This is a genomic window from Streptomyces sp. NPDC037126 (assembly GCF_055605965.1).
This window is the reverse complement of record NZ_JBVJTD010000001.1, coordinates 688,011-710,532: the sequence shown is the minus strand read 5'-3', so window position 1 is coordinate 710,532 and position 22,522 is coordinate 688,011. Positions and strand designations below refer to the sequence as shown.

20 protein-coding genes and 1 riboswitch are annotated in these 22,522 nt (G+C 73.8%); of the genes, 11 read left to right on the top strand and 9 right to left on the bottom strand.

Annotated features, from left to right (window positions below; all coding sequences use genetic code 11):
• The first annotated feature begins 163 nt into the window (after positions 1 to 163).
• The 3 genes from ACZ7FF_RS03240 to ACZ7FF_RS03230 are packed head-to-tail and all read left to right on the top strand — an operon-like array spanning position 164 to position 4,946.
• Positions 164 to 1,204 carry an AAA family ATPase gene (locus tag ACZ7FF_RS03240; protein ID WP_470809025.1) on the top strand — a complete coding sequence of 347 codons (1,041 nt, stop codon included), beginning with the start codon at positions 164 to 166 and terminating at the stop codon, positions 1,202 to 1,204.
• Positions 1,204 to 2,565, top strand: coding sequence for a DUF58 domain-containing protein (locus tag ACZ7FF_RS03235; RefSeq protein ID WP_470809024.1), 1,362 nt, complete (start codon positions 1,204 to 1,206; stop codon positions 2,563 to 2,565). Before ACZ7FF_RS03240 ends, ACZ7FF_RS03235 begins: the two co-directional genes overlap by 1 nt.
• Positions 2,562 to 4,946: a transglutaminase TgpA family protein gene (locus tag ACZ7FF_RS03230; RefSeq protein WP_470809023.1), complete on the top strand. Its 2,385-nt coding sequence runs from the start codon at positions 2,562 to 2,564 to the stop codon at positions 4,944 to 4,946. Before ACZ7FF_RS03235 ends, ACZ7FF_RS03230 begins: the two co-directional genes overlap by 4 nt.
• A 497-nt stretch (positions 4,947 to 5,443) precedes the next feature.
• Here ACZ7FF_RS03230 and ACZ7FF_RS03225 read toward each other — a convergent pair whose 3' ends face one another.
• From ACZ7FF_RS03225 to ACZ7FF_RS03215, 3 genes are all read right to left on the bottom strand, one after another.
• The gene (locus ACZ7FF_RS03225) at positions 5,444 to 5,833 is read right to left on the bottom strand and encodes a DUF3040 domain-containing protein (RefSeq protein WP_470809022.1); all 390 of its coding nucleotides are present in this window, start codon (positions 5,831 to 5,833) and stop codon (positions 5,444 to 5,446) included.
• Positions 5,834 to 6,109: 276 nt separating this feature from the next.
• Positions 6,110 to 6,880: a methyltransferase gene (locus ACZ7FF_RS03220; RefSeq protein WP_470809020.1), complete on the bottom strand. Its 771-nt coding sequence runs from the start codon at positions 6,878 to 6,880 to the stop codon at positions 6,110 to 6,112.
• A 134-nt stretch (positions 6,881 to 7,014) separates the two neighbouring features.
• Positions 7,015 to 7,578: an SAV_6107 family HEPN domain-containing protein gene (locus tag ACZ7FF_RS03215; RefSeq protein ID WP_470809019.1), complete on the bottom strand. Its 564-nt coding sequence runs from the start codon at positions 7,576 to 7,578 to the stop codon at positions 7,015 to 7,017.
• Positions 7,579 to 7,740: 162 nt separating this feature from the next.
• Between ACZ7FF_RS03215 and ACZ7FF_RS03210 the strand changes: the two genes are divergently transcribed.
• From ACZ7FF_RS03210 to ACZ7FF_RS03195, 4 genes are all read left to right on the top strand, one after another.
• Positions 7,741 to 8,571: an ATP-binding cassette domain-containing protein gene (locus tag ACZ7FF_RS03210; RefSeq protein WP_470809017.1), complete on the top strand. Its 831-nt coding sequence runs from the start codon at positions 7,741 to 7,743 to the stop codon at positions 8,569 to 8,571.
• Entirely contained in the window at positions 8,543 to 10,627 is a 2,085-nt protein-coding gene (locus ACZ7FF_RS03205; protein WP_470809015.1) for a YhgE/Pip family protein, read from the top strand. The genes ACZ7FF_RS03210 and ACZ7FF_RS03205 overlap by 29 nt, the downstream gene beginning before the upstream one ends.
• Positions 10,628 to 10,674: 47 nt before the next feature.
• Positions 10,675 to 11,304, top strand: coding sequence for a TetR/AcrR family transcriptional regulator (locus ACZ7FF_RS03200; protein ID WP_470809013.1), 630 nt, complete (start codon positions 10,675 to 10,677; stop codon positions 11,302 to 11,304).
• 352 nt (positions 11,305 to 11,656) lie between these two features.
• Complete coding sequence (locus ACZ7FF_RS03195) at positions 11,657 to 13,168, top strand: phytoene desaturase family protein (protein ID WP_470809011.1); 1,512 nt, start codon at positions 11,657 to 11,659, stop codon at positions 13,166 to 13,168.
• 36 nt (positions 13,169 to 13,204) lie between these two features.
• On the opposite strand, the gene ACZ7FF_RS03190 is transcribed toward ACZ7FF_RS03195, so the two are convergent.
• The 6 genes from ACZ7FF_RS03190 to ACZ7FF_RS03165 all read right to left on the bottom strand — a co-directional run bounded on the left by ACZ7FF_RS03190 (position 13,205) and on the right by ACZ7FF_RS03165 (position 18,114).
• On the bottom strand, positions 13,205 to 14,137 hold the full coding sequence (locus tag ACZ7FF_RS03190; RefSeq protein ID WP_470809009.1) for an SCO2102 family sporulation regulator: 933 nt from the start codon (positions 14,135 to 14,137) through the stop codon (positions 13,205 to 13,207).
• Between the two features lie 56 nt (positions 14,138 to 14,193).
• Positions 14,194 to 15,117, bottom strand: a complete 924-nt coding sequence (gene metF / locus ACZ7FF_RS03185) for a methylenetetrahydrofolate reductase [NAD(P)H] (RefSeq protein ID WP_470809007.1) — start codon at positions 15,115 to 15,117, stop codon at positions 14,194 to 14,196.
• Between the two features lie 108 nt (positions 15,118 to 15,225).
• Positions 15,226 to 15,873: a thiamine phosphate synthase gene (gene thiE / locus ACZ7FF_RS03180; RefSeq protein ID WP_470809006.1), complete on the bottom strand. Its 648-nt coding sequence runs from the start codon at positions 15,871 to 15,873 to the stop codon at positions 15,226 to 15,228.
• Positions 15,874 to 15,961: 88 nt separating this feature from the next.
• On the bottom strand, positions 15,962 to 16,327 hold the full coding sequence (locus tag ACZ7FF_RS03175) for an Rv2175c family DNA-binding protein (RefSeq protein ID WP_470809004.1): 366 nt from the start codon (positions 16,325 to 16,327) through the stop codon (positions 15,962 to 15,964).
• Between the two features lie 174 nt (positions 16,328 to 16,501).
• Positions 16,502 to 17,731, bottom strand: coding sequence for an NAD(P)/FAD-dependent oxidoreductase (locus ACZ7FF_RS03170; protein WP_470809003.1), 1,230 nt, complete (start codon positions 17,729 to 17,731; stop codon positions 16,502 to 16,504).
• Positions 17,732 to 17,763: 32 nt separating this feature from the next.
• Entirely contained in the window at positions 17,764 to 18,114 is a 351-nt protein-coding gene (locus tag ACZ7FF_RS03165) for an avidin-fold protein (protein ID WP_470809001.1), read from the bottom strand.
• Between the two features lie 53 nt (positions 18,115 to 18,167).
• Positions 18,168 to 18,279: riboswitch (TPP riboswitch) on the top strand.
• On the opposite strand from ACZ7FF_RS03165, the gene thiO reads away from it, so the two are divergent.
• The 4 genes from thiO to pknB all read left to right on the top strand — a co-directional run bounded on the left by thiO (position 18,277) and on the right by pknB (position 22,489).
• Positions 18,277 to 19,437 carry a glycine oxidase ThiO gene (gene thiO, locus ACZ7FF_RS03160; protein ID WP_470809000.1) on the top strand — a complete coding sequence of 387 codons (1,161 nt, stop codon included), beginning with the start codon at positions 18,277 to 18,279 and terminating at the stop codon, positions 19,435 to 19,437. It overlaps the preceding riboswitch by 3 nt.
• Positions 19,434 to 19,646 carry a sulfur carrier protein ThiS gene (thiS, locus tag ACZ7FF_RS03155; protein WP_470808998.1) on the top strand — a complete coding sequence of 71 codons (213 nt, stop codon included), beginning with the start codon at positions 19,434 to 19,436 and terminating at the stop codon, positions 19,644 to 19,646. The genes thiO and thiS overlap by 4 nt, the downstream gene beginning before the upstream one ends.
• A gap of 3 nt (positions 19,647 to 19,649) precedes the next feature.
• Positions 19,650 to 20,444, top strand: coding sequence for a thiazole synthase (locus ACZ7FF_RS03150; protein WP_470808997.1), 795 nt, complete (start codon positions 19,650 to 19,652; stop codon positions 20,442 to 20,444).
• A 131-nt stretch (positions 20,445 to 20,575) separates the two neighbouring features.
• The gene (gene pknB, locus ACZ7FF_RS03145; protein WP_470808994.1) at positions 20,576 to 22,489 is read left to right on the top strand and encodes a Stk1 family PASTA domain-containing Ser/Thr kinase; all 1,914 of its coding nucleotides are present in this window, start codon (positions 20,576 to 20,578) and stop codon (positions 22,487 to 22,489) included.
• The last annotated feature ends 33 nt before the right edge of the window (positions 22,490 to 22,522 follow it).

The window sequence follows — 22,522 nt, the reverse complement described above, 5'->3', positions numbered from 1 at the left end:
TGCGGGCAGTTGTCCACAGGCGAGTGACACGAATCGGTAACGGCAGCAAGAATGCGGGGTGTGACGTCACGCGGAACTATTCCCGCGTGGTGTCCGTGTTTCGGGGTGGGCCGGTTTCGCATCGAGAGCGTCGGCCCGGAAAGAACGGGCCGAGGAGGGCCGGGTGACGACCTATGACGATCGAGCGAGCCTCACTGATCTGACCGCCACGGTGGAACGGGTGCGCGGTTCGGTGGAAGGCGTGATCGAGGGCAAGCCCGAGGTCGTACGACTCGCGCTGACCGTACTGCTCGCCGAGGGCCACCTGCTGATCGAGGACGTCCCCGGGGTGGGCAAGACGATGCTCGCCAAGGCGCTGGCGAGGTCCATCGACTGCTCCGTGCGGCGCATCCAGTTCACGCCCGACCTGCTGCCCTCGGACATCACCGGTGTGTCCATCTGGGACCAGCAGCGCCGGGACTTCGAGTTCAAGCCGGGCGCCATCTTCGCGCAGATCGTGATCGGCGACGAGATCAACCGCGCCTCGCCCAAGACCCAGTCGGCGCTGCTGGAGTCCATGGAGGAGCGGCAGGTCACCATCGACGGGCAGACCTACGAACTGCCCAGCCCCTTCATGGTGGTGGCCACGCAGAACCCGGTCGAGATGGAGGGCACCTACCCGCTGCCCGAGGCGCAGCGCGACCGCTTCATGGCTCGGGTATCCGTCGGCTACCCGAGCGTCGAGGCCGAGTTGCAGATGCTGGACATCCACGGCGGGGCGAACCCGCTGGAGGACCTCCAGCCGGTGGCGCACGCGCACGAGATCCTGAAGCTGATCGAAGCGGTGCGCGGGGTGCACGTCTCCGAGGCCGTCCGGCGCTACGCGGTGGAGCTGGTCGCCGCGACCCGCACCCACCCCGACCTCAGACTCGGCGCCTCGCCGCGCGCGACGCTGCACCTGCTGCGCGCGGCGAAGGCGTCCGCGGCCCTCGCCGGCCGGGAGTACGCGCTGCCGGACGACGTCCAGGCGCTCGCCGTCGCCGTCCTCGCCCACCGGCTGCTGCCGACCGCCCAGGCCCAGCTCAACCGCCGTACGGCGGAGCAGGTGGTGCAGGAGATCATCCAGCACACGCCGGTCCCGGCGGCGCCCGGCCGGCAGAGCGGCTTCGGCGGCCTGGGCCGCGGTGTGCCGGCCTATCCCCAGCAGCCCCCGCGGGGTCTGTGATGAGCGCCGGGGGGACCGGGCAGGCCGAGGCCGACCGTGGGGAGGCGGGCGGGATCCGTACGGCTCTCGCGGGTCTCACCACCCGTGGCCGCTCCTTCCTGGCGGCCGGGATCGCCGCCGCGATCTGCGCGTACGTGCTGGGCCAGAGCGACCTGCTGCGGGTCGGCCTGCTGCTGGCCGCGCTGCCGCTGATCTGCGCGACGGTGCTGTACCGCACGCGCTACCGGGTCTCCGGCAGCCGCCGCCTCTCCCCCGCGCGCGTACCGGCCGGCAGCGAGGCCCGGGTCCACCTGCGGATGGACAACGTCTCCCGGCTGCCCACCGGTCTGCTGATGCTCCAGGACCGTGTGCCCTACGTCCTCGGGCCGCGGCCCCGGTTCGTCCTCGACCGGGTGGAGCCGGGAGGCCGCCGCGAGGTGTCCTACCGGGTCCGCTCCGATCTGCGCGGCCGCTATCCGCTGGGCCCGCTCCAGCTGCGGCTCACGGACCCCTTCGGGATGTGCGAACTGACCCGCTCCTTCTCGTCGTTCGACACCCTCACGGTCATCCCGCGCGTGGACCCGCTGGCCCCGGTCCGGTTCAGCGGCGAGGCCAGGGGATACGGCGACGGGGACCGGCGCTCCCTGGCCCTGGCCGGCGAGGACGACGTGATCCCGCGCGGCTACCGCTACGGCGACGACCTGCGCCGGGTGCACTGGCGGTCCACCGCGCGCTACGGCGAACTGATGGTGCGCCGCGAGGAGCAGCCCCGGCGCTCCCGCTGCACCGTGCTGCTGGACACCCGGGGCGGCGCCTACGAGGGCGCGGGCCCCGACTCGGCCTTCGAATGGGCCGTTTCCGGCACCGCCTCGGTGCTGGTGCACATGCTCGAACGGGGCTTCTCCGTGCGGCTGCTGACGGACAGTGGCAGCGCGGTGCCCGGCGAGGGCGGCGACGGGTTCGCGGGCAGCGGCCAGGAGACCGCGGACGCGGCCGGTCTGATGATGGACACCCTCGCGGTGATCGACCACTCCGACGGCACGGGCCTGTCCCGCGCCTACGACGTGCTGCGCGGCGGCAACGAGGGGCTGCTGATCGCCTTCCTCGGCGACCTGGACGAGGAGCAGGCCGCGACGGTCGCCAAGATGAGCCGCCGCGGCGGCGGTGGCGTCGCCTTCGTACTGGACCCGGACACCTGGGTGCGGGAGGCGACCGACGTGGCACGCCCGGGCGACCGGCACGAGGAGCGGCTGCGGATGCTGCGCGAGGCGGGCTGGACGGCGCTGAGCGTGCCGCGCGGCGCCTCGCTCGACGAACTGTGGCGGCTCGCGGACCGGGAGCGCTCGGGCCTGGCCGTCGTGAGCGGGGAGGCACCGGTATGAGCGGGCGGGCACGACTGGCCCTGTGCGCCGCCGCGGCCACGCTGATGGCCTCGTGCGCGTTGCTGCCCCTGGTGGACCGGCCGTCCTGGCTGCTGGAGCTGATCCCGCTGGTGGCCGTCCAGACCGGGGTGGGCGCGGCGGCCCGGCGGGTGCCGCTGGGCCGGCCGATGACCGTGGCGGCCCAGGCGCTGGCCACCCTGCTGCTGCTCACCCTGGTCTTCGCCCGGGAGCACGCGATCGTCGGGCTGATCCCGGGCCCGGACACCTTCCGGTACCTCGCCGACCTGCTCCACCAGGGCTCCCAGGACGTCAGCCAGTACGCGATACCGGCACCGCTCACCGACGGCATCAAGCTGATGCTGATCGGCGGCGTGCTGCTCATCGGCCTGCTGGTGGACACGCTCGCGGTGACCTTCCGCAGCGCGGCCCCGGCCGGGCTGCCGCTGCTCGCGCTGTACTCGGTGGCCGCGGGGCTGTCCAACGGCGGTGCCGACTGGCTGTGGTTCCTGGTCGCGGCGGGCGGCTATCTGATGCTGCTGCTCGCGGAGGGCCGGGACCGGCTCGCGCAGTGGGGCCGGGTCTTCGGCAGCATGCCCCGCTCCCCCGGCACCCCGGACACCGGCGCCGTGGCCCCGGTGCGCACCGGGCGCCGGATCGGCGCGGTGGCCCTCGGGGTGGCCCTGATGGTGCCGCTCCTGCTGCCCTCGATGCGCGGCGGCCTGCTGGACGCCGCGGGCACCGGGGTGGGAGCGGGCAACGGCAACGGGGGCACCATCTCCGCGGTCAACCCGCTGGTGTCACTGCGCGACAGCCTCAACACGGACAACGACCGCGAGGTGCTGTCCGTGAGAACCAGTGCCAACGACATCTCGGACATGTACCTGCGCATAGTGTCCCTGGACGACTTCGACGGCACCACCTGGAAGCCGGCGCAGCGGCACATCGTCGGCGTGCCGGACACGTTCCCCGCGCCCATCGGCCTGAGCCCGGACGTCAAGCGGAGCACGATCCGGACCACGGTCACGGCGGCGGACTGGTACGCCCAGGACTGGCTGCCGATGCCCTACCCGCCGAGCGGTGTGCGGATCAACGGGAGCTGGCGGTACGAACCGGTCGGCATGACCCTGGTCGGCGACCACGGGCAGAACACGCGCGGCGAGACGTACCAGGTGAGCAGCCTGGACGTGCAGCCGACCGCGGAGCAGCTGGCCTCGGCGCCGGAGCCGCCGGCCGCCCTCAGGCGTGAGTACACCGACGTGCCGTCCGCGCTGCCGAAGGTGGTGGCGCGCACCGCCACGGAGATCACCTCGGGCGCCAAGAACCACTACGAGGAGGCCGTCAAGCTCCAGGACTGGTTCGCGGTCAGCGGGGGCTTCACGTACGACACGCAGGTGCAGGTCGGCCGCGGGCCCGACGCCATCGCGAACTTCCTGAAGAAGAAGCAGGGTTTCTGCGTCCACTTCTCCTTCGCCATGGCGGCGATGGCCCGCACCCTCGGCATCCCGGCCCGGGTCGCGGTGGGCTTCGCGCCCGGCACCCCGCAGGCCGACGGCACGGTGTCGGTGAACCTGAAGGACGCGCACGCCTGGCCCGAGCTGTACTTCGAGGGCGTGGGCTGGACCCGCTTCGAGCCGACGCCGACCCGGGGCACCACGCCGGCGTACACGCAGTCGGACACGCCCGGCACCTCGCTGCCGGACCAGGCCCTGCCGTCCAAGAACGCGTCGTCGGCGCCCGCTGCGGCGGCCTCGGCCAGCGAGGGGTGCTCCGGCCGGCAGGCAAGGCTGGACGGCTGCGGCACCCAGTCGGCTGCGGCGGTCCCGTCCGGGGGCGGCGGCGGTCCGGCCCCGTGGTGGTACGTGCTGATCGGGGTGGCCGTGCTGGCGGTGGCGGCGGTTCCGCTCTCGCCGATGCTGTGGCGGGCGCGGGTGCGCTCGGCGCGGCTCGGCGGGCACGCCCGGACCGAGGAGGGTGCGGTGGCGCACGCCCTGGCCGCCTGGCAGGAGCTGACGGACAGCGCCTGGGATCACGGCATCCCGCCGGACGAATCGCTGACGCCGCGCGGGACGGCCGCGCGGATCGTCCGGCTCGGGCACCTCGACCCCGCGACCGCGGCCGCGGTGCACCGGGTGGCGGACGCGGTGGAGCAGGTGCTGTACGCGCCCCGGCCGCATCCGGCCGCGGGGGTCGCGGAGGACGTCCGCCGGGTGATCGAGGGGCTGCGCGGCACGGTGAGCACCGGGACACGCCTGCGGGCACTGTTCCTGCCCCGCTCGACGGTCCGCCTCCTGTGGACCCTGTCGGCCCGCTGGTCAGCCCTCCGCACCCGGCTGCTGACCTACCGCCCGTCCCTGCGCAGGCCTTCGGAGCAGCAGAGCTAGGCTCGAACACCCGGCCCGGCCCGGCGCGCAGGAGTCATACCTCCGGCGCCCGAGCCGGCCGGGCGCGGAGAGCCCAGGAACCCTCAGGGCCGGGACCACTCGGGTACGGACAGGTTGAGGCACGCGCCCCGGCCGGGCCCGACGCGGTGACACCGTGGCACTCGGCACCCCGGCCCTCTCGGCACGGAGTCGCCGGCGCACTCGCACCCCCGCCCCGCGCTCGGCACGGAGTCGCCGGGACACTCAGCGCCTCAGCCCACTCGGCACGAAGTCGCCGGCGCGCTCGGCACCCCGAACCCGGGCTCGGCACGGTGACGCCGGTGCACTCGGCACCGCGGCCCACTCGGCACGGAGCCGTCGGCTCACTCGGCCCCTCCTCGGCCTGGTCTCGGGCGTTGTCGAGGGCTCGCCGGGGCGGTCGTGGGCGTATGCGTGAGGGGCGGCCACCGGTTGGTGGTCGCCCCTCACGGAGGTCTGGAGGAGGTCCGCGGAAGCGGTCAGTGGCCCTGTTCGTCCCTGCGGCGCTGCCAGCGCTGCTCGATCCGGTCCATCATGGAGCGCTTCGGCCGTACCGCCCGACGAACCGCGCCCGCACCCGCGGGCTGCTCACCCGGCTTCGGGGCCTTGCGCCAGCCCGTGACGGCGAGCACGGCACAGCCCAGCATGACGAGGAAACCCACCACGCTGACCCAGATCAGCTGCGCGACCATTCCGGCCATGAGGAGCGCGATACCCACGAGGAAGCCCGCGACCGCCTGGTAGACCCGACGCCGGGTGTACGTACGCAGCCCGCTTCCCTCAAGCGCCGACGCGAACTTGGGATCTTCGGCGTACAGCGCTCGCTCCATCTGCTCGAGCATGCGCTGCTCGTGCTCCGAGAGCGGCACGGAGTCCTCCTCATCGTGCAGTCGCCGGGGCGACCCGGGGGGTCCCTTCAGGATAGGCAGGGAATCGCCCCCGTGAAACCCGCCCCTCTACGCCAGTTGGCCAAACGGAATCCGTCATGGCGTCCCGGCTCGCTGAGGCTTCCATTCCCCGGCGGCCGACCCGTCATGCCGGGTGGTGTACCTCGATCATACGGCGCAAACCCCACGATCGGGGGGCTTGTGGCGTACTCCATCCGCTGCCAAGGCCCTGATCAGCGGCGGGTCCCGGCGGTGCGCTCAGACCTCGGCGGCACCCGGCGTCTCGCCGAGCACATGCAGCTGGGTGGCGACGGAGTGGAAGGCCGGCAGCTCGGCCGCCGCGGCCTCCAGCTTCAGCAGGGCGTCGAGCGCGCCGGGCTCGGTGTCCACCAGGACGCCGGGCACGAGGTCGGCGAAGACACGCACGCCGTGCACGGCGCCGACCCGCAGGCCCGCGCCCTCGACCAGCCCGGTCAGCTGCTCGGCGGTGAAGCGGCGCGGCACCGGGTCGCCGGTGCCCCAGCGGCCGTCGGGGTCCTGCAGCGCCTGCCGGGCCTCCTTGAAGTGGCCGGCGAGGGCGCGCGCGAGCACGGCCCCGCCGAGCCCGGCGGCCAGCAGGCTGAGCACGCCCTCGGAGCGCAGGGCCGCGACGACGTTACGGACGCCCTCGGCCGGATCGTCCACGTACTCCAGGACGCCGTGGCACAGCACCGCGTCGTAGCCACCGCGCTCGACCACGTCGAACAGGCCGTGGGCGTCGCCCTGGACACCCTTGACCCGGTCGGCCACGCCGGCCTCGGCGGCGCGGCGCTCCAGCGCGAACAGCGCGTTGGGGCTGGGGTCGACCACGGTGACCCGGTGGCCGAGGCGTGCGACGGGCACGGCGAAGTTGCCGCTGCCGCCTCCGGTGTCGAGGACGTCCAGCGAGTCTCGTCCCGTGGCCTTGACCCGGCGGTCGAGGGCGTCCTGCAGGACCTCCCAGACCACGGCGGTACGGAGGGAGGCGCGGGGGCGCATCGGGTCCGACACGGCAGTTGACTCCTCGGCAGGGCGGACGGCTTCAGGCGCCTCCACCCTATTGCCTCGGGCGCCCTGCCAGGTCACCACGGTGGGGTCCGGCCGTGTCCGTCTCGCACGGCGGACGGATGGCGCACATCCCGTGGTCAGCCCGCGTCCGGGAGGTCACCGCGGGCCCGTGGGCCCTCCTGGCCGCCGGCGTCCTGGCGGGGCTGGGGCAGGACCGGCTGGAGGACGAGCATCCGCTCCACGATGCGCAGGAACATCGCCACGTCCCGTATCAGGTCGTCGGCGTCACGCCGGCTCGCCGCGCCCTGTATGCCGGCCTCGGCGCGGGCGCGGCGGGCGGCACCGGAGGCGAACAGCGCGCTCCACTCGGTGAGTTCGGGGGTGATCTCGGGCAGCACCTCCCAGGCGCTGCGGATCCGGGCCCGGCGGCGCGGCGAGGTCTCGGGGCGGCCCCGGGCGGCGAGCACGGCGGCGGCGGTGCGCAGGGCGGCGAGGTGGGCCGTCGCATAGCGCTCGTTCGGCGTTTCCAGGACGGCGGCCTCCTCCAGCGCGGCGCGGGCCTGGGCGAGCAGGTCGAGGGCGGCGGGCGGGGCGGTGGTCCGGCGGAGCACGGGGTGCACGTCGCTCGCCGGGCCGGTCAGTGAGGGGGCAGGGCCTGAGGCGCGGCCCCGGTGGGCGGCGGCCGCGGAGGAGTTGGCCATGACGAACCTCCTGTCGTCTGGGTGACGGCACAGGTGCCGTATGTGCCCATCGTGAGGTATGGCACTGACAATCCGTTCTGACCTGCGCTTTTGCCTCGATCGTAGGTTCGGGCGTATTTTTGCACTGACCAGTCAGTTCAAATTTTCAAGGCAGGGGGGCTTGTGGACGGCGTGGACGTCACAGCCGAAGGCCTCGGGCTCAAGGGACCGCGGGGGTGGGCCTTCCGCGGCATCACCCTCGACGCGGAACCCGGCTCGCTGATCGCGATCGAGGGACCGTCCGGCTCCGGCCGGACTTGTCTGCTGCTCGCGCTGACCGGACGGATGAAGCCCACCGAAGGAGTGGCCACCGTCGGCGGGATCAAACTCCCCCGGCACATGGCGGCGCTGCGACACGTCAGCGCGGTGGCCAACGTGGCCGGCGTGACCGACCTGGAGCCGGCCCTGACCGTCGGGGAGCACCTGCGCGAACGGGCCCTGCTGCAGCGCCGGTTCGGCGACTCCCTGCGCGAGGTGCTGCGGCCCCGGGCCCAGCGCACGCACGAGGCGCGGCTGCGCGTCGACGCGGCCCTGGCCGCGGCGGGGCTCGACCTGGAGACGCTGCCCAAGGGCTCCCGGACCGCCGTACGCGACCTGGAGCGGGTGCAGGAGCTGCGCCTGTCCGTCGCGCTGGCCCTGCTCGGCCGGCCCCGGCTGCTGGGTGTCGACGACATCGAGATGAAGCTCTCGGACGCCGAGCGCGCCGAGGTCTGGGAGCTGCTCCGCTCCCTCGCCCGCGCGGGCACGACGGTGCTGGCGGTGTGCCGCACCGCCCCGGAGGACTGCGTCACCGTGCCGACCGCGCGGGACCGTGAGGCCGGGGCAGAGCCGGACGGCACCGCACAGCCGGGGAAGAGCGGCACGGCGGAATCCACGCAGAGCGGGAAGAGCGACCCGGTCGACACCGGGCGGAAGGGGGACGAAGATGCGCTCGCCGAAGCTGGCCGCGCTTGAGCTGAGGCGCTTCGGGCGCGGAAAGCTGCCCCGCGCCGCCCTGGTGGCGCTGCTCGTGCTGCCGCTGCTCTACGGCGCCCTGTACCTGTGGTCGTTCTGGGACCCGTACGGCCGCCTGGACCGCATCCCGGTGGCCCTGGTGAACGACGACCGGGGCGCCTCCGTCGGCGGGAAGAAGCTCACGGCGGGCGACGACATCGTCGGCGGGCTGCGCGACAGCCGGACCTTCGACTGGCACGAGGTGAGCGACGCCGAGGCCCGCAAGGGCGTGGAGAACGGCACGTACTACCTGTCGCTCACCATGCCCGCCGACTTCAGCAGGCGGATCGCCTCCAGTTCCGGCGGCTCCCCGGAGACCGGCGCCCTTCAGGTCCGCAGCAACGACGCCAACAACTACATCGTCGGCCAGATCTCCCGCACCGTCTTCAACGAGGTGCGCACGGCCGCGTCCACCAAGGCCTCCCGTTCCTTCCTGGACAAGATCTTCATCTCCTTCTCCGGCATCCACGACAAGACCGTCACCGCCGCCAAGGGGGCCGACAGGCTGAACAGCGGCCTCGGAAAGGCCGAGCAGGGTTCTCAGGACCTCGCGGACGGACTCAGGGACGCCAAGAGCGGCAGCGGCAAGCTGACCAAGGGCCTGAAGAAGCTGAACTCGGGTGCCGGTGATCTCCAGGACGGTTCCCGGCAGGTCGCCGACGGCACGCAGTCGCTCGCCGACAAGGTCGACGGCATCGACGCCAAGGCCGGCCCCTTCCTCAAGGACAACGAGAAGACCATCGGCGACACCGCCCGGCTGGTCGCCGACTCGTCCAAGACGGTCAAGGACAACCTCGACGTCCTGGTGAAGCTCGCCCCGGGCGCCGCGAAGACCGCCCACGCCTCCTCCGCCGTCCTGGACGAGGTCTACAAGGCGCGCTGCGAGACCGGGGTCGTTCCCGACCCGGTCTGCCCGGATCTGAAGCGGGCCAGGCAGGCGGCCGCCGACGTGGCCACGGTCGCCGACGACCTCAACACGCTGATCGCCGACCAGGACGGCGACCTGAAGACCATGCGGGCCAACCTCGGCACGCTGCAGAAGCAGGCCGAGGCCCTCGCCGAGCGCGCGCCGCACCTCTCGGAGGACGTCGACGACGCCGTCAAGAAGATCGACAAGCTGAACGACGGCGCGCAGCAGGTCGCCGCCGGCGCCGAGAAGCTGCACACCGGGCTCGGCACCGCCCAGACCGGGGCGACCAAGCTCGACAAGGGCATCGGCACGGCCTCGTCCGGCGCCCAGACCCTGAACGGCGGCATCTACAAGCTCACCGACGGCTCCGGGAAGCTCGCGGGCGGGCTGCACGACGGCGCGAAGAAGATCCCCGACTACGACAAGCGGGACCGCGACCAGCGCACCGACGTGATGGCCGACCCGGTCCAGCTGGCCTCCCACGACATGCACAAGGCGCCCAACTACGGCACCGGGTTCGCCCCGTACTTCATCCCGCTGTCCCTGTGGGTGGGCGCGATGGTGGCCTACATGCTGATCCCGCCGCTCAACCGGCGCGCGCTGGCGGCCGGTTCGCCGGCCTGGCGGATCGCGCTCGCGGGCTGGCTGCCGGTGGCCGCGGTCGGTGTGCTGCAGGTGGCCGCCCTGATGGCCGTGCTGCACTGGGGGATCGGGCTGCAGATGCTGCGGGCGGCCGGCACGATCGGGTTCCTGTTCCTGGTCACCGCGTGCTTCGCGGCGATCGTGCAGTGGCTCAACGCCCGCTTCGGCGCGGCGGGACGCATCCTGGTCCTGGCGCTGCTGATGCTCCAGCTGACCTCGGCGGGCGGCACGTACCCCGTGCAGACCAGCCCGGGCTTCTTCAACGCGATCCACCCGTACCTGCCGATGAGCTACGTCGTGGCGGCGCTGCGCCGGCTGATCACGGGCGGCGGGCTCGGCCCGGTGTGGCAGGCGTGCGCGGTGCTGACCGCCTTCACGGCGGGCGCGCTGGCGCTCACGGCGCTCGCGGCCCGGCGCCGGCAGGTGTGGACGCTGGACCGGCTTCACCCGGAGCTGAGCCTGTGATCGCCCGGAGGGCCCCGCGGGCGCGCTTACCTGTGAGAATCGGTGCCATGGAAAGCAGCAGCGCCAGGTCCGGCGGCAGCACGCGCCGCGAGGCCACCCGGCAGAAGCTCTACGAGGCGGCCGTCACGCTCATCGCCGAGCAGGGCTTCTCCGCCACCACGGTGGACGAGATCGCCGAGCGGGCCGGAGTCGCGAAGGGCACGGTCTACTACAACTTCGCGAGCAAGTCCGTCCTCTTCGAGGAACTGCTGCGGCACGGGGTGGGCCTGCTCACCGCCTCCCTCAAGGACGCGGCGGACGAGACCGCGCGCGCGGGCGGCGACAAGGTGGACGCGCTGGACGCGATGGTCCGCGCGGGCCTGGTCTTCATCGACCGCTACCCGGCCTTCACCCAGCTGTACGTGGCGGAGCTGTGGCGCACCAACCGGGCCTGGCAGTCGACGCTGATGGTGGTCCGCCAGGAGGCCGTCGCGGTGGTCGAGGGCGTACTGCGCGAGGGGGTGGCGGCCGGCGAGTTCAGCGAGGAGATCGACGTCCAGCTGACGGCGGCCGCGCTGGTCGGCATGGTGCTGGTGGCCGCGCTGGACTGGAAGTCCTTCCAGCCGGAGCGCTCCCTGGACGACGTCCACGCGGCCCTGTCCCGGCTGCTCCAGGGCCGGGTCAGCGGCAAGGCCTGAGCGGGGACACGAGGAGGGCGCCGGTCCGCTGCCGGACCGGCGCCCTCGTACTTCCCCGTACTTCCCCGTACGGCCTTCCCCCGTTGGTCCCCCGTGGGTGGTCTGCCCCGGGCCCCCGACTCGCTTCCGCCGACGGATCGGCGGAAGGAGCGGCCAGGTGGCGGGCACCGTTCCGCCGCCCCGTGTCGGCGGTGCCGGGCCACGCCCCCTTGCCGTGTGTCCACTCTCCCGTCCACACGGGCCGCCGCCCATCCGCGTACATACTCATCTCGCCACCTAGGTACGGATACTCAGCCCTGCGCACGCATGCCCGGGGGCCGGATTGTCGGTGGCGGTCGATAAAGTCGCAGGCATGGCACGGATTGCGGTGATCGGCGCCGGGATGGGCGCGATGGCGGCCGCTGCCCGGCTGGCCGTCGCGGGCCACCGGGTGGTGGTGTACGAGCGCACGGACACGTACGGCGGTGGGGTGCGCCGCTTCGAGCGGGACGGGTTCGGCTTCGACACCGGCCCGGGGCTGCTGACGCTGCCCGCCGTCTACCGCGACCTGTTCGTCAAGACCGGCAAGGAGCCGCTGGAGGACTGCGTCGAGCTGGTCCAGGTCGACCCGTCCGCGCGGCACGTGTTCGCGGACGGCACCGAGGCGGCCGTGCCGAACGCCTCGCGTGCGGGCGTGGTCACGGCTCTGGACGAGGCGCTGGGCGGGGGCGCGGGCGAGCGCTGGGGCGACTTCCTGGTGCGGGCCCGCGAGGCCTGGGACCGCACGCGCCGGCCGCTGCTGGAGGAGCCGCTGTGGCCCAACTGGCGGGTGCTGGCCGAGAAGGAGCCGTACCCGGCCGTGCCGCACAAGCGGCTGCTGCGCACCCGGCGGGCGGCCACCCTGGCCGAGATCGGGTCCTGGGAGCTGCGCGACGAGCGCCTGGCGGCGCTGCTGGCGAGCCACGCGCTCGCGTACGGCCTCGACCCGCGGACCGCTCCGGCGAGCGCGGCCGTGCTGCCGTACATGGAGCACGCCTTCGGCAGCTGGTACGTCCTCGGCGGCCTGAGGGAGTTGGCGCGCGCGGTGTACGAGCGGTGCGTGCGGCGGAAGGTCGAGTTCGTCTTCGGCGCCGAGGTGACCCGGGTGCTGGAGAAGGACGGCCGGGCGGCGGGCGTGGAGTTGCGCGACGGGACGCGGGCCGAGGCGGACCACGTCGTGGCGGACGTGGACCCGGCGCGGCTGCCGGCCCTGACGGAGCATCCGCTGGACGCGGACGGCGATGTGCGGGCCGACGCGATCCCGCGCCGCCCGGGCCGGTTCACCGTCCTGCTGGCCCTGCGCGGCGGCCGGGAGGCAGGCGCCGCGCACCGCACGGTCGTGCACGCGCCGGACCCCGTCGCCGAGCTGGACTTCCTGGCCGATCCGGCCGGTCACGGGCCCGTGCGTCCCACGGTGACCGTGCTGCGCCCCGGCGACCGGGCGCTCGTCCCGGACGAGGCGCACGAGTCGGTGGTGCTGTCCGCCGTGGTGCCGGCCGAGGCCGGCTGGGACGAGGCCGGCCTGGTCCGGCGCTGCGCGGACCTGGTCGTCGAGGCCGCCGGGTCGGCGGTCCCCGGGCTGCGGGACCGTGTCCTGTGGCAGGAGGTGCGCACCCCCGACCACACCGAGGACGAGACGGATGCCTGCCTGGGCGCCGTGCCCGCGCCGTCGCTCGCCGCCGGGGGCGGCCGCTTCCTGCACCCGTCCAACACCACCCGGCTGCCCGGTCTGTACCGGGTGGGCGGCTGGTCCCACCCGGGCGGCGGACTGCCGCACGCGGGCATGTCCGGGGCGCTGGTGGCAGGGCTGATCGTGGAGGGCCCGGGCTTCAGGGGCTCGCAGTGACCCGCCCCTAGGCTCCGGAAGACCGCTCCCTGAGCGTCAGAAACGGTACTGCTCGTCGTACCCCGCGCCCGGCTGCTGCTGTCCGTGGCCCTGGTGGGGGTACGGCTGCTCCTGCGGGAGTTCGCCGCCGTAGGTCTCGTCGGTGCGCTGCTGCGGCACCCACACCCCGCCGGCCGGGGTCTCGCCGTAGCCGCCGGTGGCGTACGGGTCCTGGGTGTAGCCCTGCTGGCCGTACCGCTGGGCGTAACCGGTGTCGTAGCCGGCGCCGCCGTAGGACTGGCTGCCGACGTACGGGTCGGAGTAGTTGGCGTAGCCCTGCTGCTGGCCGTCGGCGGTGTAGCCGTAGCCCTGCTGGGCGTAGCCGGAGTAGTCGTAGGCGTAGCTCTGCTGCTGCTCGCCGGTCGCCTGCTGGGCGGTGTTCGCGTAGGCGGCGGTGTCGCCGTAGACGCCGTAGTTGCCGGTGTCCTCCGGCATGGGCTGCGGCTCGTAGACGGCGGAGGTCTCGGCGGCGCCCGGGCGGGCCGGGGTGAAGACGTCGTCGCGGTCGTACTCGTCGTAGGCGCCCTGTGCGGCGCTCTGGCCGTAGGCGTCCCGGTCGGCGTCCCGGTCGTCCTCGGCGGCCTCCGGGCCGGGGCCGTCCAGGTCCGGGTCCGCCTCGTCGTGGTCCGGCCGGCCGCGGCGGCGCTTGCTGCCGCCGGGCTCGGCCTCGGCGTCGGGGCGCTTGACCGCCCAGCCGGCCGCGAAGCCGCGGCGGAACGACAGCGTGACGTAGGTCTGGCCGACCGCGAAGGCGATCGCGCCCAGCCCGATCACGATGACGGACGGCATCAGCACGCCGAGCACGACACCGAGGAACCCGGCGAAGGCGAGCAGCCGCCAGCGCAGGCGCGCCTTGTACTGCAGCAGCACCTCGCCGAGCAGCCACAGTGCGACGACGCCGAACGCGATGTAGAGGACCGTCCAGCCCATGTACGCCCCTCTCCCAGTGGCCGTTACGCAGTGTGTCGTATCGCGGTGCGGCCGGTCTAGGCCTGCGGGGGGTGGTGCAGGCCCAGGTTCTCGTAGATTTCCAGGGTCGCCGTGGAGTTGTTGAGCGTGATGAAGTGCAGTCCGGGCACTCCCTCGGACAGCAGTCGCGCGCAGAACTCCGTGGCGAACTCGATACCGATGGAGCGTACCGCCGCCGGATCCTCCTTCGCTGTGAGGATCCGCTCTTTCAGGGCGTCCGGGACGTGGGCGTTGCTGAGCCTGGGCAACCGTTCCAGCATCTTCACGCTGGTGACGGGCAGGACCTCCGGGATGACGGGGGTGTCGCAGCCCGCGGCGGCGACACGGTCGCGCAGCCGGAGATACGACTCCGGCTGGAAGAACATCTGTGTGATGGCGTAGTCGGCGCCGGCGCGGCACTTGTCCACGAAGTGGGCGACGTCGGTGTCCCGGTCGCTGGAGCGGGGGTGCATCTCCGGGAAGGCGGCGACGCCCACGCAGAAGTCGCCCGACTCCTTGATGAGCCGGACGAGGTCGGCCGCGTAGGTCACGCCCCGGGGGTGCGCGACCCAGTCGCCCATGGGGTCGCCGGGCGGGTCGCCGCGCACGGCGAGCATGTTGCGGATCCCGGCGTCCGCGTACTGGCCGATGATGTTGCGCAGTTCGGCGACGGAGTGGTCGACCGCGGTGAGGTGGGCCACCGGGGTGAGGGTGGTGTCGGCGACGATCTGCTCGGTCTCCTTGACCGTGCCCGCGCGGGTGGATCCGCCGGCGCCGTAGGTCACGGAGACGAAGTCGGGGGCGACCGCCTCCACCCGCCGGAGCGCGCTCCACAGGTTCCGCTCGCCCTTGGGGGTCTTCGGCGCCGAGAACTCGAACGAGTATGTGGTCTTGCCGGTGGCGAGGATGTCGCGCACGGTGCGTGCGCGATCAGTCCTGGTGGATGCGGTTCCGAGGGCCATACCGGCAGGTTAGCCAGGGGCGGGCGGCACCCCAACCGAAGTCGGGGAATTTGCCCGATTTGTCGACTTCCTGTCCACCCCTTGGACAGGCCGGGCCCCGCGCCGCCGCTAGGCCTGGCGCAGCCTCTTGGCGAACTCGGCCGCGGCGGCCCCCGGGTCGTCCGCCTCGGTGATCGCGCGGACCACGACCACCCGGCGGGCGCCGGCGTCCAGCACCTGGTCCAGGTTGGCGAGGTCGATGCCGCCGATCGCGAACCAGGGGCGCTCGGTGCGGAGAGCCGCGGTGTGGCGGACCAGGTCGAGGCCGGGCGCGTGGCGGCCGGGCTTGGTCGGGGTGGGCCAGCAGGGGCCGGTGCAGAAGTAGTCCACGCCCTCCTGGACCGCGGCCGCGGCGGCCTCGTCCTCGGCGTGCGTGGAGCGGCCGATCAGCACGTCCTCGCCGAGGATCGCGCGGGCCGCCGGGACCGGCAGGTCGCCCTGGCCGAGGTGCAGCACGTCGGCGCGGGCGGCGTGGGCGACGTCGGCCCGGTCGTTGACCGCGAGGAGCTTGCCGTGCCGGGCGCAGGCGTCGGCGAGGACCTCCAGGTGCGCCAGCTCCTCGGCGGCCTCCATGCCCTTGTCGCGCAGCTGGACGATGTCGACGCCGCCGGCCAGGACCGCGTCCAGGAACCCGGCGAGGTCGCCCTGGCGCCTGCGGGCGTCCGTGCACAGGTACAGACGGGCGCCGGCGAGCGCGGCGCGGGCGGTGTCGGACATGCGTGGGTCCCCCCTGGTAGGTGTCCCTGGCGGCGGTGCGGGCGGCGTGCGGACCGGGCCCGCACGCCGCCTCACGATGTGGTTCGGCTCAGACGGCGAGCGCCTGGGCGCGGCGCTTCACCTCCGTGCCGCGATTCTCGCTCAGGGCCTGCGCGGGAGTGCCCGGCAGGGTCGGGTCGGGGGTGAAGAGCCACTCGATCATCTCTTCGACCGTGAAGCCGTCGTCCCTCAGCAGCGTCAGGGTCCCGAACAGGCCCTTGACGACCTTGTCCTCGTCGATGAAGGCGGCGGGGACGTGCAGCGCCCGGTTCTCACCTCGGCGTACGGCGATGAGCTGGCCCTCCTTGACCAGCTGCCGCACACGCGTCACCTCGACGCCGAGCTGTTCGGCGATGTCGGGGAGGGTGAGCCAGGCGGGGACGAGAGCATCGATCTTCGTGTCAATCTCGGTCACGGGTACTAGCGTAGGCGTTCGGCCGGGGGTGCCGCTCTATGCCGGTGGGCGAGTGCCCTCCGTCGCGGCCGGTCGCGCCCGTGCGGCGGAGCCGCACGGCACCACGGCCCCGCCCCTTCGGGCACCAGGGCCTGTCCTGACCATTCGCGGCAGACGGGAATGGCCAGACGGGCCCTAGCCGGCCGTGGCGTCCTTCAGCGGCCTGGCCGGGTCGGCCAGCGCGTCGGCGTCCATGGTCCGGCCCGCCTCGATCACCTTGCGGCCCTGGGCCAGGTCCCTCGGGCGCCCCACGGCCAGCAGCGCCACCAGGCGGTCCTCGCGCAGCCAGCACACCGTCCAGGCGGGGCCCGCCGGGTCGCCGCGCCACACCAGCCGGTCGGCCGCGGCGTGGTGGCCGGCGTACTGCACGAAGCGGCCGAACTGCTCGGACCAGAAGTAGGGCACCGGGTCGTAGACGGCCGAGGTCTCGCCGAGGATGTTCGCGGCGACCGTGCGCGGCCCCTGCAGGGCGTTGTCCCAGTGGTGGATGACCAGACGCTCGCCGTAACGGCCCGAGGGGAACGACGCGCAGTCGCCGACGGCGTACACGTCGGCCACGGAGGCGCGCAGGTGGGCGTCGGCGACGACCTCGCCCCGCGCGCCCAGCTCGATGCCGGAGCCGGCCAGCCAGGCGGTGGCGGGGCGGGCGCCGATGCCGACGACGACGGCGCCCGCGGGCAGCCGCGTGCCGTCGTCGAGGACGACCGCGCCGGGCTCGACGCGGTCCACACGCGCGCCGGTGCGCAGCTCGGCACCGCTGTCGGCGTACCAGCCGGCCATCGGCGCGGCGACCTCGGCGGGCAGCGCCCCGGCCAGCGGCCGGTCGGCGGCCTCGACGACGGTCACCGCGCAGCCCGCCTCCCGGGCGGCCGTGGCGAACTCGGCGCCGATCCAGCCGGCGCCGACGACCACGATGTCGTGCTGCCGGGCGAGCACGGGCCGCAGCCGCTCGGCGTCGTCCAGGGTCCGCAGCAGATGCACCCCGGGGACGCCCTCGGTGCCGGGCAGCGTGATCGGTTCGGCCCCGCTGGCGAGGACCAGGACGTCGTACGGCACCGGTCCCGCCTCGGTGTCCAGCTCGTGCTCGCCGGGGCGCACGCCCTGGACCTCGCAGCCGAGCCTGAGGTCGACGCCCAGCGACTCGAAGTCGACGTCGAAGGCGGAGTCCTCGGCCTTGCCCAGCAGGACGGCCTTCGACAGCGGCGGCCGGTCGTACGGCTGGTGCGGCTCGGCGCCGATGACGGTCACCCTGCCCTTGAAACCCTGTTCCCGCAGGGCCACCGCGGTCTGCACCCCGGCCATGCCCGCGCCGACGACGACCACGCGCCGCCCCTGCGTCCCCGCTTCCGCTGTCTGCTCGCTCACCCGATCACCATAGACAGATGACGATCTGTCAGTCAGCGGGCGTGCTCGGTGACCTCTTCCACAACGCTCGTGCCGCTGCCGGGGGCGGACTCCCACTCCCAGGTCTCCTCCAGGCGCACCCGGCCGTCGGGCATAGCCACGACCACGGACACGCAGTGCCCGCAGGCCGTGGTCCCGTCGGTCCTGAGCTGCACGTAGCGGAAGTCCAGCCGGTCACCTGCGCGGGTGCCGACCAGATGGCCGCGCACCACGTCACCGCCCGCGTACTCGGCCCAGATCTCGCCGTCCTTCTCGTGGTAGGCGAACCGGGTACCGGTGCCCACCTGGCCCGGAGCCTGGTCCGCGACCGGGGCGAGGATCAGTCCGTCGAGCGATCGGGGCATGGCGGAGGGCTCCCTTACGGGTGACGAGCGCGGCGGGCTAGGGTGGCCAAGGTACAAGCACTCGCGGGAGCCCGGACGCACCGGGCTGAGAGGGAGGCTGGCGGCCTCCGACCGTACGAACCTGATCCGGGTCATGCCGGCGAAGGGAGGGGCTGGAAGCCCATGTCGTCACGTACGTCCGACGTCCTCGTCATCGGGGGCGGGATCATCGGCCTGGTCACGGCCTGGCGCGCGGCGCAGCGCGGGCTCGCGACGGCCGTGGTGGACCCCGCGCCCGGGGGCGGGGCCGCGCAGGTCGCGGCCGGGATGCTGGCCGCGGTCACCGAGCTGCACTACGGCGAGGAGACCCTGCTCGCCCTGAACCTGGAGTCGGCCCGCCGCTACCCGGCCTTCGCGGCCGAGCTGACCGAGCTGACCGGCCACGACCTCGGCTACCGCCGCTGCGGCACGCTCGCCGTGGCGCTCGACGCCGACGACCGCGCCCACCTGCGCGAGCTGCACGCCCTGCAGCAGCGCTCGGGCCTCGACTCGGAGTGGCTGTCCGGGCGGGAGTGCCGGCGCCTGGAGCCGATGCTCGCGCCGGGGGTGCGCGGCGGGCTGCGGGTCGACGGTGACCACCAGATCGACCCGCGGCGGCTGGCCGGGGCCCTGGTGGCCGCGTGCGAGCAGGCCGGGGTGGTCTTCCACCGGGCCTGGGCCGAGCGCCTGGACGTCGTACGCGGCCGGGCCGCCGGGGCCACCACGGCGGACGGCACCGCGCTGGGCGCCGGGCAGGTGGTGCTCGCGGGCGGCAGCCTCAGCGGGCGGCTCGCCGGCGTGCCGGACGCGCTGCTGCCGCCGGTGCGGCCGGTGAAGGGCCAGGTGCTGCGGCTGACCGTGCCCCCGCGGTACGCGCCGTTCCTGAACCGGACCGTGCGGGCCGTGGTGCGCGGCAGCCACGTCTACCTCGTGCCCCGGGAGAACGGCGAAGTGGTCGTCGGCGCCACCAGCGAGGAGCTGGGCTGGGACACGACGGTCACCGCGGGCGGGGTCTACGAGCTGCTGCGCGACGCCCACGAACTGGTGCCGGGCATCACCGAGCTCCCGCTCACCGAGACCCGGGCCGGACTGCGCCCCGGCTCCCCCGACAACGCGCCGCTGCTCGGCCCGTCCGGGCTCGACGGGCTGCTGCTGGCCACCGGGCACTACCGCAACGGGGTGCTGCTCACACCGGTCACCGGGGACGTGCTGGCGCACACGCTCGTCACCGGCGACCTCCCCGCCGAAGCCCGTCCGTTCTCGCCCGCGCGCTTCGGCGCCGTCCTCACGGAGCAGCCCGCATGACCGCCCCTGTCACCATCTCCGTCAACGGGGAGCGCCGCCGGATCTCCCCGGGAACCGCTCTCGACACCGTCGTGCGGTCGCTGGTCGCCGCGCCCTCCGGGGTGGCGGCCGCCGTCAACGAGACCGTCGTCCCGCGCACCCAGTGGGCGGCCACCGCGCTCGCCGAGGGCGACCGGGTCGAGGTCCTCACCGCAGTCCAGGGAGGCTGAGCCATGGCCGACGATCCCTTCGTCCTCGGCGGGGTGACCCTCGGGTCCCGGCTGATCATGGGCACGGGCGGAGCGCCCAGCCTGGACGTGCTGGAGCGGGCGCTGACCGCCTCCGGCACGGAGCTGACGACGGTCGCGATGCGGCGCGTGGACCCGTCCGTGCACGGCTCGGTGCTGTCGGTGCTGGAGAAACTGGGCGTCCGGGTGCTGCCGAACACGGCGGGCTGCTTCACCGCCGGGGAGGCCGTGCTGACCGCCCGGCTGGCCCGGGAGGCGCTCGGCACGGACCTGGTCAAGCTGGAGGTCATCGCCGACGAGCGGACGCTGCTGCCCGATCCGGTGGAGCTGCTGGAGGCGGCGGAGACGCTGGTCGACGACGGGTTCACGGTGCTGCCGTACACCAACGACGACCCGGTGCTGGCGCGGAAGCTGGAGGACGTCGGGTGTGCGGCTGTCATGCCGCTGGGGTCCCCGATCGGGTCCGGGCTCGGCATCCGCAACCCGCACAACTTCCAGCTGATCGTCGAGCACGCGCGCGTGCCGGTGATCCTGGACGCCGGCGCCGGTACCGCGTCGGACGTGGCCCTGGCGATGGAGCTGGGGTGCGCCGGGGTGATGCTGGCTTCCGCGGTGACGCGGGCACAGGAACCGGAGCTCATGGCGGCCGCCATGAGGCATGCCGTGGAGGGCGGCCGGCTGGCCCGGCTGGCCGGGCGGATCCCCCGGAGGTATCTCGCGGAGGCGTCGTCCCCGACGGAGGGGATGGCCCGGCTGGATCCCGAGCGCCCGGCCTTCTAGCCCGTCCGCTCCCCCGCCCCGCGCCTGCGTCCCGCCCGCGGGCGTGTGAAGCGTCACAGGTCGGCTGCAGTACGGGGGCGGGAGCGGTCTCACCGGGAGGTCAGCCGGCCGGTGCTCGTAGACTCCCCTGCGTGGATACGACCCTTCAGGACCCCCTCGTCGGGCAGGTGCTCGACGGCCGGTACCGCGTCGACGCGCGGATCGCGGTCGGCGGGATGGCCACGGTCTACCGGGCCCTGGACACCCGCCTCGACCGCGTGCTCGCGCTGAAGGTGATGCACCCGACGCTCGCGGCCGACGGATCCTTCGTCGAGCGGTTCATCCGGGAGGCGAAGTCCGTCGCCCGGCTCGACCACCCCAACGTGGTCCAGGTCTTCGACCAGGGTGCCGACGGGTCGTACGTGTACCTGGCGATGGAGTACATCGCCGGGTGCACCCTGCGGGACGTGCTGCGCGAGCGGGGCGCCGTGCAGCCGCGGGCCGCGCTGGACATCCTGGAGCCGGTGCTCGCCGCGCTCGGCTCCGCGCACCGGGCCGGGTTCGTGCACCGGGACATGAAGCCCGAGAACGTGCTGATAGGCGACGACGGGCGGGTCAAGGTCGCCGACTTCGGTCTCGTCCGTTCCGTGGACACGGTGACCAGTACGACGGGTGCCGTGCTCGGGACCGTGTCGTACCTGGCGCCCGAGCAGATCGAGCAGGGCACGGCCGACCCGCGCGTCGACGTGTACGCGTGCGGCGTCGTCCTCTACGAGATGCTGACGGGCGCGAAGCCGCACGCCGGGGAGTCGCCCGCGCAGGTGCTCTACCGGCACGTCCACGAGGACGTGCCGCCGCCCTCGGCCCTCGTGCCGGAGCTGCCCCCCGAGCTGGACGCGCTGGTCGCCTCGGCCGCCGCGCGCACCCCGGACGTCCGGCCGCAGGACGCGGTGGCGCTGCTCGCCGAGGTGCGCGAGGCGCGCCGGGCGCTGACCGAGGAGCAGCTGGACAGGGTGCCGCCGCAGGCCCGCTCCGCGGAGCACGACAACGCGGAGGACCGTACGAGCGTGATCCCGCGCTCGCTGACGGTGCCGAGGCCGCTGCCGGTCAACGACGACGCGGCCGGGGACGGCGTCAGCCGCACCACGCGGTTCCACGGCGAGCCCGTGCCCGCGCGCCGCTCCCGGCGCACGATGCTCACGGTCGTCGCCGCCGTGCTGCTGGTGCTCGGCGTGGGCACCGGGGTCTGGTACATCAACTCCGGCCAGTTCACCAAGGTCCCGCCGCTGCTGGCGAAGACCGAGGCGCAGGCCCGGGACCGGCTGAAGGCCGCCGGGCTGGACGTCGGTCACGTCAGGCGGTCGTACGACGACACCGTCCAGCGCGGCACGGTGATCAGCACCGACCCGGCGCAGGGGTCCCGGATCCGGGACCACGACTCGGTGGCGCTGACCATCTCGCTCGGCCCGGAGACGGTGAACGTGCCGGACGTCCACGGCCGGCCGCTGGCCCAGGCACGGGCGCGGCTGAAGGCGGAGGGCCTCGAACCGGGCATGGTCACCCAGCAGTTCGACGGGGACGTCCCCCGGGGGTCCGTGATCTCCACGACCCCACCGGCGGGCACCAGGCGGCACGCCGGCTCGGCGATCGCGCTGACCGTCAGCAAGGGCAGCCCGGTCGACGTCCCGGACGTCACCGGCGACGACCTCGACAGCGCGAAGCAGGCCCTGACGGGCGCCGGGCTCAAGGTGAGGATCGCCGCCGAGCAGGTCAACTCCCAGTACGACAAGGGCAAGGTCGCCCGGCAGAGCCCCGGCGACGGCGGCCAGGCCGCCGAGGGCGACACCGTGACGCTGACCCTGTCCAAGGGCCCCGAGATGATCGAGGTCCCCGACGTGGTCGGCGACAGCGTCGACGACGCGCACAAGGCCCTGGAGGGCGCCGGCTTCAAGGTCGACGAGGACCGCGGCCTGCTCGGCCTCTTCGGCGACACCGTGAAGAAGCAGTCGGTCCCGGCGGGCGACAGGGCCCCGAAGGGGTCGACGATCACGATCACCATCCGGTGACCGGGGTCACCGGGACCGCGGTCCGGGACCGGG

What these genes read in the sequence shown, in the direction of transcription:
- ACZ7FF_RS03205 (WP_470809015.1), top strand. Translation starts at nt 8,543, where the DNA reads ATGCGCTCGCCGAAGCTGGCCGCGCTTGAGCTGAGGCGCTTCGGGCGC.
- ACZ7FF_RS03190 (WP_470809009.1), bottom strand. Translation starts at nt 14,137, where the DNA reads ATGGGCTGGACGGTCCTCTACATCGCGTTCGGCGTCGTCGCACTGTGG.
- ACZ7FF_RS03200 (WP_470809013.1), top strand. Translation starts at nt 10,675, where the DNA reads ATGGAAAGCAGCAGCGCCAGGTCCGGCGGCAGCACGCGCCGCGAGGCC.
- ACZ7FF_RS03230 (WP_470809023.1), top strand. Translation starts at nt 2,562, where the DNA reads ATGAGCGGGCGGGCACGACTGGCCCTGTGCGCCGCCGCGGCCACGCTG.
- ACZ7FF_RS03195 (WP_470809011.1), top strand. Translation starts at nt 11,657, where the DNA reads ATGGCACGGATTGCGGTGATCGGCGCCGGGATGGGCGCGATGGCGGCC.
- thiE (WP_470809006.1), bottom strand. Translation starts at nt 15,873, where the DNA reads ATGTCCGACACCGCCCGCGCCGCGCTCGCCGGCGCCCGTCTGTACCTG.
- ACZ7FF_RS03165 (WP_470809001.1), bottom strand. Translation starts at nt 18,114, where the DNA reads ATGCCCCGATCGCTCGACGGACTGATCCTCGCCCCGGTCGCGGACCAG.
- ACZ7FF_RS03150 (WP_470808997.1), top strand. Translation starts at nt 19,650, where the DNA reads ATGGCCGACGATCCCTTCGTCCTCGGCGGGGTGACCCTCGGGTCCCGG.
- thiS (WP_470808998.1), top strand. Translation starts at nt 19,434, where the DNA reads ATGACCGCCCCTGTCACCATCTCCGTCAACGGGGAGCGCCGCCGGATC.
- ACZ7FF_RS03235 (WP_470809024.1), top strand. Translation starts at nt 1,204, where the DNA reads ATGAGCGCCGGGGGGACCGGGCAGGCCGAGGCCGACCGTGGGGAGGCG.
- ACZ7FF_RS03215 (WP_470809019.1), bottom strand. Translation starts at nt 7,578, where the DNA reads ATGGCCAACTCCTCCGCGGCCGCCGCCCACCGGGGCCGCGCCTCAGGC.
- metF (WP_470809007.1), bottom strand. Translation starts at nt 15,117, where the DNA reads ATGGCCCTCGGAACCGCATCCACCAGGACTGATCGCGCACGCACCGTG.
- thiO (WP_470809000.1), top strand. Translation starts at nt 18,277, where the DNA reads ATGTCGTCACGTACGTCCGACGTCCTCGTCATCGGGGGCGGGATCATC.